Annotated in this window: 12 protein-coding genes and 1 pseudogene; 5 read left to right on the top strand and 8 right to left on the bottom strand. The window is 55.2% G+C overall.

Features of this window, described 5'->3' with window-relative positions; translation table 11 throughout:
• The first annotated feature begins 153 nt into the window (after positions 1-153).
• A complete protein-coding gene (locus ACIQJ2_RS00165; protein WP_400666742.1) occupies positions 154-642 on the top strand; it encodes a hypothetical protein in 489 nt (162 codons plus the stop codon).
• Positions 643-728: 86 nt separating this feature from the next.
• A complete protein-coding gene (locus tag ACIQJ2_RS00170; RefSeq protein ID WP_400666856.1) occupies positions 729-1,262 on the top strand; it encodes a GXWXG domain-containing protein in 534 nt (177 codons plus the stop codon).
• An 82-nt stretch (positions 1,263-1,344) separates the two neighbouring features.
• On the opposite strand, the gene ACIQJ2_RS00175 is transcribed toward ACIQJ2_RS00170, so the two are convergent.
• The 3 genes from ACIQJ2_RS00175 to ACIQJ2_RS00185 form a co-directional block, all read right to left on the bottom strand.
• Entirely contained in the window at positions 1,345-2,070 is a 726-nt protein-coding gene (locus ACIQJ2_RS00175; RefSeq protein WP_400746400.1) for an SDR family NAD(P)-dependent oxidoreductase, read from the bottom strand.
• Positions 2,067-2,507, bottom strand: a complete 441-nt coding sequence (locus tag ACIQJ2_RS00180) for a hypothetical protein (protein ID WP_400666740.1) — start codon at positions 2,505-2,507, stop codon at positions 2,067-2,069. The genes ACIQJ2_RS00175 and ACIQJ2_RS00180 overlap by 4 nt, the downstream gene beginning before the upstream one ends.
• Positions 2,508-2,663: 156 nt before the next feature.
• Positions 2,664-2,909: a hypothetical protein gene (locus ACIQJ2_RS00185; RefSeq protein WP_400666738.1), complete on the bottom strand. Its 246-nt coding sequence runs from the start codon at positions 2,907-2,909 to the stop codon at positions 2,664-2,666.
• A gap of 519 nt (positions 2,910-3,428) precedes the next feature.
• Between ACIQJ2_RS00185 and ACIQJ2_RS00190 the strand changes: the two genes are divergently transcribed.
• The gene (locus ACIQJ2_RS00190) at positions 3,429-3,680 is read left to right on the top strand and encodes a hypothetical protein (RefSeq protein WP_400666736.1); all 252 of its coding nucleotides are present in this window, start codon (positions 3,429-3,431) and stop codon (positions 3,678-3,680) included.
• A gap of 1,229 nt (positions 3,681-4,909) precedes the next feature.
• On the opposite strand, the gene ACIQJ2_RS00195 is transcribed toward ACIQJ2_RS00190, so the two are convergent.
• Positions 4,910-5,101, bottom strand: coding sequence for a winged helix-turn-helix domain-containing protein (locus ACIQJ2_RS00195; RefSeq protein ID WP_400666852.1), 192 nt, complete (start codon positions 5,099-5,101; stop codon positions 4,910-4,912).
• Positions 5,037-5,609, bottom strand: a complete 573-nt coding sequence (locus tag ACIQJ2_RS00200) for a hypothetical protein (RefSeq protein ID WP_400746489.1) — start codon at positions 5,607-5,609, stop codon at positions 5,037-5,039. The genes ACIQJ2_RS00195 and ACIQJ2_RS00200 overlap by 65 nt, the downstream gene beginning before the upstream one ends.
• Before the next feature lie 273 nt (positions 5,610-5,882).
• On the opposite strand from ACIQJ2_RS00200, the gene ACIQJ2_RS00205 reads away from it, so the two are divergent.
• A complete protein-coding gene (locus tag ACIQJ2_RS00205) occupies positions 5,883-6,806 on the top strand; it encodes a nucleotidyltransferase and HEPN domain-containing protein (protein WP_400666734.1) in 924 nt (307 codons plus the stop codon).
• Between the two features lie 408 nt (positions 6,807-7,214).
• On the opposite strand, the pseudogene ACIQJ2_RS00210 reads toward ACIQJ2_RS00205, so the two are convergent.
• Positions 7,215-8,002, bottom strand: a pseudogene (locus tag ACIQJ2_RS00210) (IS5 family transposase).
• Between the two features lie 66 nt (positions 8,003-8,068).
• Between ACIQJ2_RS00210 and ACIQJ2_RS00215 the strand changes: the two are divergent.
• Positions 8,069-8,392: a hypothetical protein gene (locus ACIQJ2_RS00215; RefSeq protein WP_400666732.1), complete on the top strand. Its 324-nt coding sequence runs from the start codon at positions 8,069-8,071 to the stop codon at positions 8,390-8,392.
• A gap of 1,674 nt (positions 8,393-10,066) precedes the next feature.
• On the opposite strand, the gene ACIQJ2_RS00220 is transcribed toward ACIQJ2_RS00215, so the two are convergent.
• Both ACIQJ2_RS00220 and ACIQJ2_RS00225 read right to left on the bottom strand, forming a co-directional pair.
• Positions 10,067-10,750: a hypothetical protein gene (locus ACIQJ2_RS00220; protein WP_400666730.1), complete on the bottom strand. Its 684-nt coding sequence runs from the start codon at positions 10,748-10,750 to the stop codon at positions 10,067-10,069.
• Between the two features lie 214 nt (positions 10,751-10,964).
• A complete protein-coding gene (locus ACIQJ2_RS00225; RefSeq protein WP_400666728.1) occupies positions 10,965-11,384 on the bottom strand; it encodes a low affinity iron permease family protein in 420 nt (139 codons plus the stop codon).
• Between the last annotated feature and the right edge of the window lie 126 nt (positions 11,385-11,510).

Genomic DNA, 11,510 nt, shown 5'->3' on the forward strand with positions numbered 1-11,510 from the left:
TGCGAGACTATCCTTCGTCGCGAGAGGATGTTCCGTTTTCAGCCACCCTGGGGCTGTCGAAATCTATTGTTCCTGCGTGATTTGTCCCAATGGAGCGGCAAAGATGGAACTTCGACCCGCCGCGGGACTTCTTAATCGAACAGGAGACCGACAATGCCAAAGCCGAAACATTCCTCCGCAGTGCAGTCTATGGAAATCGAACAAGCCAAACAGCGCGAGGGCGCCTCGAAGCCCGGTCTCGACACCGGGCTTGAAGACAGCTTCCCAGCCTCTGATCCGGTATCCGCCACGCAGACGGCTGTTCCCGCTGGCCGGGCCGACACCGACGAAGCCGATAGCGTCCGACGGCAACCGATGGAGACCGACGAAGCGGCCCCGCTGGTTCACGATGCTCTCCAATCGACCGGTGAAGGTCATCGCTCGGACCCGAGCCGCGACAGTCGCGATGCCCCGGGTGCGCTTCGAAGGGAAGCGGATCACAAGGCAAGCGCGATGACGAAGGTCGAGTCCGTTGGGGAGCCTCTCGTCAAGTCGGAGCCCCAAACTTTTGTGAAGAGCGTTGAGGACAAGATCCGCGAGAGGCCGCTTGCGGCAGTCGTCGTCGTTGCAGCCCTCGCCTTCGTGTTCGGTGCGACGCGCTAGAGCCTCTTGCACCTAAGCGAACGAATGTCACTTTATCACGGCCAGGAGCTATCCCTCTAGCCGTCTTGTAAGGTAGTTGGTGGCGAATAGCGGAAGATCGGCAGGTCGCGCGGTGCAATTGGTTCAAAACGCTCAAACCCGTGTTCCCGGTAGAGATGATCGGTCTCTGGTGCGGCTCGCAGATCGCGGCCGATCACCCGCTCGACGGCGTGCTCGAAAATCTTGGATGGTTCGGCAAACGCTTCCAATCTGATCTGAAGGCCGACGCCCTGGTCTTCCAGTTCAAGCCTGGCGTCCTCGTGCCGTTAGAGCCCGCTATCTTCCCGATAAGGCTGTTAATACGTCTCGCACCGCTGGGACAGACTAAGGTCGCACGAGCAGTCTTCCCGCATTTGCAGAGAATTCTGCTCGCTCATGATACGACGGCGATGTTGACCCTGCGCATGATCGAAGGTGAGGAGACCACGGCGATGGTTTACGACAAGCAGCCGATCGCCGACTACTTCCGCAGGATCGATGAGAAAGAAATCGCTGGAATGATGGTCATCGACGGCGACGACCGGCGCTACTTCTTTCGGCTTCGGAAAGTTGACCGTCCGACCTATGAGATCAGCGGGTGACGGTCAAATGGCATGCCTGGCGCGGGTCGGCGGCAAGATTGCGTAGGCGCCTATTAAGAGCCGACTGCTGAACATTGAGAGTCTATGGAGCCTGCTTAAGGCTTCGGTGCTGGGCCGCAACAACTACCCAGCGCAGGCTGCCAAGTTCCGCGCTCACGCCAGGCGATCTCTCACTGAAATCCTGACCGCAACTACGAGGGTTGATCAGGCCCGAACATCGCCCGCATCTCAGCCAGGTAATGGTCTTCGGAGGTCGTCCACCGAAGTTTCGCCAATAGACTAGCATCCGGCCCGGTGTGGCCGCTGAAAATACCGCTTCGGCGACTTCCCTTTCATCTGTGAAAGCAGTGGGATAATTCTTTAGCTTGACGAAATAACTGCTTGCAAATGCATCATACGGCGCGGGCGTCAGCCCCTCTACACGGCCCGTGCTATAAGTCCAAAAATTGGTCGTTGGCGCGAGGCCTGGTTCCACGATTCGCGCGCGCATACCGAGCAACTCCAACTCGTAGCAGAGCGTTTGGGTGAATCCTGCGACGGCGCACTTGCTGGCCGTGTAGATGGCAACCAGCGGCATGGGTGCAATCGTGGTGCTTGAGGTGACATTGACAATCACGCCAGCGCCTTGGGCCCGCATGTGTGGGATGATAGCACGGCAGACGGCAATGACTCCAAAAGTATTCGTCTCGAAAAGCGGCGATGAGCGCTCACTGACCCATGCGCTTTTAGGTCTTCGGGGAACCGTGTCTGACCAGCCTTTTGCTTGCCTCGATGCTGAGGTCCCAAACCGCGAATGCACCGCGATCACGGCGAAGTCCGTCTGTTCCTGAAGGCGGCCGCATCATATGGGATTGCAAATAGGTCAGTACCCTCGCCGGCGAGACGGGAGCGAACACAGCTTTCGGTGACACCCGCCTTGAGCAGGGCCAAATAGTGGCGCTCATCACCGCCGGGAACGAGAGCAAGCAATGGGATATGCGCCGTCGCTCTGTCTGCTTTGATGAGAATACAAATGCGCAATGCGTATTCGGCATTGTTTTCGGTATCGAGGACGATTGCTAGAACGGATGTACGCCCCGCAAGTTCTCCTACCTCTTCCTCGTCCAGGAGGGCAGAACCAATTCCCTCCACCGCGAGAATGTGGCTAAATACCAGATAAAGGTCGGGATTTTGCGACCAGAAAAGAACCTCGCGGTTCAGCCCAGGACGAAAGACTGCCGCCAGACCGGCCCTCGCAGCTCTCAAATGAGCGTCCAACGTCCGGCTTCAAATCCCCCCACCCGACCCAGGGGATTTTGCTTTGGCGGTACACCGGTTGCGCCCCGCACCAATCATGAAATGGTCCATGGCGCATCGAACTCTATATCGATTACGCGCCAACTACTGCTGCATAGCACGCTTTTAACGCACGGCGCGAAGGGGACGATGAAAGCCTTTTAATACTGCCCAGGCATCTTCCATTGTCTGAGCAACTAAAAAGGACGCCAAGAGCCTTGCCCAGGTAATCCGCGGAACATTACGCACGCCGATTTTGCTCACCATACGCATCACGCCGCTAACAACGCGTTTTTCCAGCAGTTCGATTTCGCTCTCCGACTCGTGACGTTCGCAGGCCATCAGCTTGAAGAGCGCAGTTTCCACGGCCATGCTGGATCGCCAAGCGCGCTAGCCTGTTATGCGCTCAGTTCATATTCAAGTGCTGCAATTCCGCTTTGAGGAAAGGTCATATGCTGCGCTTTTCGTTCCAGTCCTTCAGGAGATGGCTCTCAAATTCTCGGATACACTCTAGAGGGCGTGATTACTTCGTTTATCGCCTCTACCAATAGAGATCCGCCATCCAGATATGGAGCACGGAAAGCCGACTTACAACTCGGCGGCGAGATCGGTTGGGCATGGCAGCAGCTCCGATATTGGCGGCGGCGTTTCCGAGGCGACCTCGCAATCGTAAGCGGGCCCGGGCCTAGACCCTTTGTCGGTAGCGGCGAACGGAACGCACGGCATGACGATTTGGTTCCGAACTCACAAGCGCAAAAAGAATGCAGCTAGACGAGCTTAGATGTGACGTCGGTTCGGTATTTAGTCATCCCTCGGTCGTATTTCGACTGCGATGGAACTTTAGGCGACCAGATTGCTTTAGCTCATCGGAATGGATGAGGAGATTGACCGATGGAAACGCAACGTCCTTTCGAGCGGCGACGACTTCTGCGAGGTGCACCTTATTCTCTCGCGGATTTCCAGAAAAAATACGGATTGGACGAGAGGATGGCGGAAGACCTGCTTGTCCGTTTCGGCCCGTCGTCCATCGAACTTGATTTGCTCATGGCCGCCAAACAACGGTGTCCGTCTTTTCGCGATCTGACAAAAGACATGGAGGTTCGGCAGGAGATGAGCATTCCGAAGACCCGAGCCCGCCCCTGATCGCATTACATGCTCGCGGGTGTTTTAGTGAGCGTCATCGACAACTGTTTCGGTTTGCATAAAAGTTTTATGCTGGCCTACCGCCACTTTCTGACTAGTTCAGCGGATCTGAATAGTTAGTAACTCTCTCGAGTAACTCCTTCGTGATATCGGAACATGTTCCCGCTAAAGGTAGCGACGTCCGTATCTGGGCATCCTACCTCCAGCGAGGCTTCCGCGCCAGATTATGCTGCAGTTCGCTCGCAGTTGCGAATGAACCGAATAATTGCCGAAGTTGACGCTCGCTGTCCTTATGCAAATCATTGCGCTTCGCAAAGTCAACGACTGACCATACCCTGGTTGACGGCTTGCTTTCTAACTTGCTGTCTTTGATGCGTTCCATCACGGTTCCTCCGGTCGGTGAATGCGTGCCAGCCCACTTACCATTTGCTGCGCCTCTTCCATGCGAACGAACGCACTACTTTTCAAAGGTATAATTACCGAGAAGGCCGCGAGTGCGCGGGCCGGGTGAGAGCAACGGGCAATAGCATTTCTCCTCGGACATCTAACCGCTCGTTGACTGAAAAGTTCCATAGATAGGGAGCAATTTGAGGGTCGGCATAAATCGGAACCGAGATGGTTTGCCTGGGGCACAATGATGACTGAGCGTTTGAGATGATCAGGTGCTACGTATGCGTCCTGTTACGATTCCCTCTGACCGCGCGATTGAGACGATGGCCGGATTGTCCAAACCGCAACGTCGAACAACAAACGACTTCCGGGCCCCAACATCAATTGGTAGAAGGCCAGGTGGAAGGCGACGAGATCATAAAATGCATTGTATAATGACGACATTGGATAACGACCTAGTCTCTAGCGCCCGCCGTCGAGCACCACGGGACGCCGCGACGCCACGACCGCCAAAGGGCCTGTTGAGGCTAAACAGGTCGCCGACGTAACGGCGTAAAAGGTATACGGAAATGCGTCGAAGCTCAGGATCGCGATAGCGATCGACCATCACGACCGGAGGGGCGACTGGTCCAGTTTACGGAGACTCGAATGCCCCGTATTTTCATTGCCGACCAGGCGTGTGTCGGCACACTAGGTTTCACCCAATGGCGACAGGTTTAATCCGGTCGGGCTGCCATGACCACGGTCGGCTGTCCAAGCCAACACGGCATGCCAACATGTCTGTCGGACAAACAGCCGCAATTATCTGGAGAAGTTGATCTGCGTTCAGTTGAGGAGATTTAGCCGAATTCGGCGGCGTACCCGGTGGACCGGATTGTGCGGATGATATTGCGGCCGGTCATTTGTTCGAGCATGCGTCGCAAGCTGCCGATATGGACGTCGACCGTCCTTGGCTGGACATAATAGTTAGGAGGCCACGCCGCCTCGATGAGTTCCGGCCGTGTAAAGACGCGGCCGGGCGCCTGAAGCAAGCGGCACAGAAGCTTGAACTCGATAGGACCGAGCTGAATCTCGTCCGAGCCGTGTCTGACCAGCCTTTTGCTTGCCTCGATACTGAGCTCCCAAACCGCGAATGCGCTGCTGTCGCGGCGAAGCCCTCCTGTTGCTGAAGGTGGCCCCACCATAAGGGATTGCAAATAGGTCAGTATCCTTGCCGGCGAGATGGGACGAACAAAGCTTTCGGTGACACCCGCCTTGAAGCAGGTCCAGATAGTACCGCTCGTCACCGCCGGGAACGAGCGCGAGCAATGGGATATGCGCCGTCGCCCTATCAGCTTTGATCAGACTGCACAGGCGCAATGCATGTTCGGCGTTGTTTTCGGTATCGAGTACGATTGCTAGAACGGAGGTGCGTCCTGCAAGTTTTCCCACCTCCTGCTCGTCCAGGAGTACAGAACTCAATCCCTCCACCGCGAGAATGTGGCTAAACACCAGATAGAAGTCGGGATTTTGCGACCAGAAAAAAACCTCGGGATTCATATGACAGCCCCCTCTCCTGTTAGCTGCCAGATCGACGATCCGGATCATGTTGCATCAAAAACTACGGCGAGGCCGCCGAATTTCGCAATTTTGGTTGGGATTTCATACAAAAGCGCCCGATATTCGCATTATCCGCATAAAAGTCTAGTGTAATTCTCCGATTTTTGATGCAACATTCATATTGCCTTCCTGCCGGTTTTCGCCCACCCTGTGGATTCGAAGCGAAAGCTCCTTTATGTCTGTCCCATGTCCGTGAAAGAGCCGCCGTTGTTCATGAAGTCCAGCATCGACCACTTGCCACCCCTCAAGCAACGAGAGCTCGCTCGCGTCCTTGAGGTCTTGCATGAAGAGTTTGAAGACGCACTGAAGGGCGCCTCAGCCGATTTCAAGAAGCGCGGTCGCATCCTCAAAATCATCCTGTTCGGATCCTATGCACGCGGGGGCTGGGTCGACGAGCCGCACACAAAGAAAGGGTACCGCTCGGATTTCGATCTGCTGATTATCGTCAACAATCGAAAGCTTGCCGATTTCTCCGAGTACTGGCAGAAGGCCGCAGATCGCTTCCTGCATCTCGAGGACATCAAGACGCCGGTGAATTTCATCGTGCATTCGCTGCGCGAGGTCAACACCCTCCTCAAACAAGGTCGATATCTCTTTGTCGACCTCCGCCGTGACGGCATTGTGCTGTACGAGCTCGATGACAAGCCGCTGGCCAATCCCATTCTCCTGCGCCCCGCGGACGCCTACAAATTCGCAACGGAGTATTTCGAAGATCGACTGCCTCACGCGCGAGTGTTTGCCAAAACCGCTGACTTTTGCATTCGCGAGGCAAACTTCAAAGAAGCGGCGTTCCTGCTGCATCAATCGATCGAACAGGCTTATGCCACTCTGCTGCTCGTCCTGACCAACTACAGCCCAGCCTCTCACAATCTCAAGCATCTGCGCAGCCTGGCGGAAAGTCAGGTGCAGCAGCTTGCAGACGTTTGGCCGCGCGATCCGCAGCGCTTTGTCGCCTGGTTCAACATTCTCAACGAAGCCTATGTCAAGGCGCGCTATTCAAAACACTATGAGATAAGCCGCGAGGCGCTCGCATGGCTTTTAAGCCGCACCACGGTTTTGATCGATCGTGTGCAAGCGGCCTGCCAGAAACGCCTTGAAGCGCTCAAGGCAGAATTGGAGGAAGCCCGTCACCGCTGACAGAAACGAACATAGCTGCACAGTTAAAACCTTGTCGAACTTCTTCCGCTCATCCTCTTCCGCCATAATATCGTTGTCACAAGCAAAACGCCCAGGACGATAGATCGCCGCCAGATCGGCCCTCGCAGCTCTCACATGAGCTTCCAACGTCCGGCTTCAACATCAACTCCCTGCGCCGGACGCAGGAGATCTTTGCTTGTCCCGACATTCAACGAAACGCGCAGCACCCGGCCGCTCTGACACCACGTCGCAAGATGATCGCAACCATCATCAGAAAGTCCATGACATGATCGCGCTTTATCGCGACAACGCGCCAACTGCAGCGGCATGGTGCGCTTTTGAAGCCTGGTGCGAAGGTGACGAGAAAGTCTATCAATTCTGGTCACGCATTTTCCATCGGATGCGTAACTAGGTCGTAGACTCATAAACGCGGAGCCACAGGCGCATTGAAGCGAGTTGGACCATAGCGAGGAAGTTCGCGGCCAGTTTGTCGTAACGGGTGGCGACGCGGCGGAAGTGCTTCAGCTTCGAGAAGAAGCGCAAGATGAGGTTGTGTTCGCGGTACAGCCAAGTGCTGAAGTAGGGTTTCGACCTGCGGTTGGCCTTGGGCGGGATATTGGCGAACGCACCCTTCTCGCGGAGAGATGTCCTAATGCGATCGGCATCGCAGGCCTTGTTCGCCAGCACGATTGTTCCAACGTCTACGTGATCGAGCAGTTCATCAGCGGTTTGCCCATCGTGGCTTTGCCCGGCGGTCAGGGTCAGCCGGATCGGAAGGCCAGCCCGTCGACAACCGCGTGGATTTTGGTCGTGAGCCCGCCTCGGGAGCGACCGTGAGAATGATCTCGATCCCCCTTTTTGCCGTCGCGGCCTGCTGGTGAGCGTGAACGAAAGTGCTGTCGATCATCTGTATGTCACCGTCGTGGGCAGCGGTGATGGCATCCATCATCCGATCCCACACGCCTGCCTTCCGCCATCGCACGAAGCGGTTGTAACAGGTGGTGCGAGGTCCATACCGCCCGGTAGGTTGCGCCATGGTGCGCCGGAGCGCAGCACCCAGAAGATGTCGTTCAGCACGCGGCGATCTTCAACGCGCGGCACGCCTCGCGGTTTGTTGGGTAACAATGGTTCAATCACGCACCACTCAAAGGTTCAATCACGCACCACTCAAAGTCGGTCAGGTCATATCGGCTCATGCAAGCCCTGAATTACCTTTCCGACGCGAACGAAAGATAGGTGTAGCCTGCGCGGAGGAGTGAGCGATGTTGGATGATGATCATGAAACATGGTTGCTGGACGAGGGGGACCAGATCATCGAGCAGAAGGCCGCCAAAGGCTATTCGTCTCTTACCCCTCGCGCGCGACTGATCTACTGCCTATGGGCTGCGGACTATGGAATGCGTAACGCTGGCGATCTGACAACCGCCACGGACCTTCATCCGACGTTCTTGATTGATGGGAAGTCCGCCGCACGGGAACTCGGGCTTCCTCGGGCCACTGCCGCTTTCTCGCTGAAATCTGACGAACTCGAACGTCAATATTTCGATCCATTCGACAATGTCGCCGCCGAAATCAGGAACGCCTAACCAGCGCCATGTATGGGTTCACAGCCTAGAAAGACGCCAAGGGCATTTATCGATTCCGGCGGCCTCTGGGGTCTTCCACAATTCTTCGTTCACCATTCAGATGCATCCCGAAGAGATGCTGGCCGGTCTTTTTTTTCAAGTGCAAGACCAGCCTTTTCATAAGCCTCGAAAAGGTCATCCCATCTCCGCGCTGTGCGGCATTGCTGTTGTCAACCTTCTCTCCGCCTCGCTTGTCCATCCAACGACGACCTTCTCCACTGAGGTGACCACGCAAGGTGACCGGCATCACGAGGGCTCTTCGGGCACTCGACCGACCGAGTCTTGGAAATTTTAGCCCACGCTGGTCCAAATTCGTGGTGAACCGTTTATGGCACGAACGACTCTACCAAAATTCGCAGGAAGTTCAGGGCCTCAGATCACCTATCTTCGATTTGGCGAAGTGGTCGTCGGTCATTTCCCAAAGCGTCGCAATCCTCTCCAAATGAGCGGCATCGACCAATCCGCATCGAAACAACCAAATCAAACGCACAACCAAGCGATCGCGGCGACGTTCGTCGAAATCGGATCGAAGCTCTCCCACCACGCGGTCAAATACGCGTTTAAGCGTCTCCAGGTTCTCATGGGTTAAGCTGCCTTTTGCAAGGCGTTGTAGCCGCTACATGTTGCCCTCGCAATCGTGCCTCTCAATATCTGCCTGAACAGCGACGAGCTCGAAGCAAACCTGCACTTTGCTCGAGACTTCATATTTTAAATAATATTAGTGGAAACTTATTCATGCGCCGATTGACGGTAACCGTTTGGTCCGATTGCCAGATCACCTGGCTACGTCAATAAGGGAAACAACTTGGGAGCATCAGCGAAAAGATGGGCAAAATGAAACATACGCCTGCACATCAAGCGAATTTATGAGCCGATGGCAAAAGATGACGCTAAAAGAATCCTTGCTGATCGCCTATAGCCCCATGGCGAGAGCATTTGGTTGAAGGACAGCGCCTACGCCGCGCGCGCCGGGGATCCGAGTGAGGCGACGAGCCCCAGCAAATACCCTGATTGTGATATGGCCGGCGAGCATATTGGCGAAACGACGGAGCGAACGGCCGTGAGAGGAAGGATTGATTTCGATCATCGCGACGAGCGGCAAAAGCTTGGGAAGCATTCCGTACGGCATGAAGACGCAAAGGGAGCGGAGACCGTGCTTCCGGGACCCATAAGATAATAGCAGTCAGGATGATAACCAGCGCAAGCGCGATCGTAACGATGATTTGGCTTGTACCGTATGGGAGTAGGGAAATATGCTGCTCATATTTGCGGTTAATTCGAACGTGAGCAGCTAGGCGACCATCGGGAAGTATGTCATCCCTACGGTTCCCGCGCCCTCCCAATTGAACTCCCTCCTATTTATGTCACAAAGTCAATTTGGTACGCGCTCCTGGTCGGATGAGCGAGACGGCGGCGCGAGGCTTGTAAGCGATGTCGATTTAATACCGTATAGCAGAAAGCGGACCGTATTGACGCGGCTTGTCAAATATTCGCGCAAGCTGCGCTCGGCATCCACGGAGAGATGAGCCCGGTTTTGGAGTGAATGCGATGCAGCACACCATTGGAGACTGGGGGCTGAAGGAATGTTCACGGTGATACCAAGACTATGATCGAAAGAAGAGTCACGTAGCGCCGCTATTTGCCGCCGCTACTGTAACTGCCTGCCGACGGCTTCTGAGTCCCTGCGGCAAGCGGAGCTACGAAGCGGCCTTGCGTGCGTCCAGCGGGATGGTCTTCCAGTGTTCTAAGCGAGCAAGGATGATAAGTTTGAGATATCCGAGTGACCTCATTGGCCTGATCATCTGCGTGGTGACGCTGCCAATTCCAATCGTCATCGCCGGTGCAGTTCTTTTGCTCAAACTTGGATGGGTGCAATAGCAAAGGTAACCGCTTTGCCGTGATCATATTCTTCCGTTCAATCTGGAACCTTTCAATAGCGCACCCGTTTAGGGCGTGGGACAAGCTCCCCGACAGCACGCCTTCTTCTTTCGGCCCGTTATAAAAACGGGCCCTCTTTTTATGCTGAAGCTTTTCAAATTGGGAATTTTCTTGGCAGGGCGGCATATATTGCATTTTCGCTTTCCGGAATTGAGAGCGCGGCAGGTCGACGGAGCCCGGTCGTCCGTCCATTGCAAAAATCAACTGTTTACTTCCTGTTGGCTTAAGGTGCGGCCAAGCTGTTGAGTGCTGACAGAAGTCTAAGATAATGGGTGCACGGTCGTCATAGCTAATGCCGCGACCGGTGCGCGCAATTCCTTTGCCATCCCAGGTCGATCGGACCGTCCGCGCCGCACCGCCGGGGTAACAAAACCCGGTCATCACGCTTTTCCTCGGGAATTCATGAGCGCCCTGGCTCGCCCAGCGTTTCTACTTAACCTGGTGAGCGAATGACCCCTCACGACGCTTTTGAGTGATGCTGCCCCTAGCCCACCACTGCAACATTCTTAGAGCCGGTAATTCATGTATCAGCCGAGGCGCGGATGCGAGACAATACGATCGGCCATAAATAGCGGGAGTTCAAGGTTGACAATCCTCAGCCCGGTGCGTGGACCGTGTCATTCCGATCTGCCTTCTCATCTGCAACCTCTTCCACGCACTCCGCTTTGCTGGCAAGCGTTTTGCTCATATCTCTGAGTTGCTGCTCGTCGAGCTTCTCGATGCCAACAAACTTGTTGTGCGCGCGCGAGCTCAGAATCAACTCGTCAAGTTTAGCCTGGAGTGCCTTGCCGTCGCGATTTTGGCTATTCTGAAGAACGAATACCATCAGGAAAGTGACGATTGTCGTGGAGGTGTTTATGACAAGCTGCCAAGTCTCGGAATAGCTGAAGAACGGTCCGGACACCGCCCAGATTAGCACGAGGACAACTGCCATCGCAAACGTCGCCGGCTTGCCCGACAGATCTGCAATATTGTTGGCGAATTTGGAGAAAAATTTTGATGTGGAGTCGCGCATATTGACCTCTTATTGTCACAAGTGGTGAAACGCGACTGGGAACGCCAATGTTCCGTGCAACACTGACTGCCAGGTTACTTTTCGTTCCTATCCTTCGGCGCCCTAGCCAGCCTCGCTTGCTTGAGG

Source organism: Rhizobium sp. NPDC092011 (assembly GCF_044756305.1).
In the GTDB taxonomy this organism is placed as follows: domain Bacteria; phylum Pseudomonadota; class Alphaproteobacteria; order Rhizobiales; family Rhizobiaceae; genus Rhizobium.

Excerpts from the sequence above, each read along its gene's own strand:
- ACIQJ2_RS00165 (WP_400666742.1), top strand. The coding sequence starts at position 154 with ATGCCAAAGCCGAAACATTCCTCCGCAGTGCAGTCTATGGAAATCGAA.
- ACIQJ2_RS00185 (WP_400666738.1), bottom strand. The coding sequence starts at position 2,909 with ATGGCCGTGGAAACTGCGCTCTTCAAGCTGATGGCCTGCGAACGTCAC.
- ACIQJ2_RS00190 (WP_400666736.1), top strand. The coding sequence starts at position 3,429 with ATGGAAACGCAACGTCCTTTCGAGCGGCGACGACTTCTGCGAGGTGCA.
- ACIQJ2_RS00200 (WP_400746489.1), bottom strand. The coding sequence starts at position 5,609 with ATGAATCCCGAGGTTTTTTTCTGGTCGCAAAATCCCGACTTCTATCTG.
- ACIQJ2_RS00205 (WP_400666734.1), top strand. The coding sequence starts at position 5,883 with ATGAAGTCCAGCATCGACCACTTGCCACCCCTCAAGCAACGAGAGCTC.
- ACIQJ2_RS00215 (WP_400666732.1), top strand. The coding sequence starts at position 8,069 with ATGTTGGATGATGATCATGAAACATGGTTGCTGGACGAGGGGGACCAG.
- ACIQJ2_RS00220 (WP_400666730.1), bottom strand. The coding sequence starts at position 10,750 with ATGACCGGGTTTTGTTACCCCGGCGGTGCGGCGCGGACGGTCCGATCG.
- ACIQJ2_RS00225 (WP_400666728.1), bottom strand. The coding sequence starts at position 11,384 with ATGCGCGACTCCACATCAAAATTTTTCTCCAAATTCGCCAACAATATT.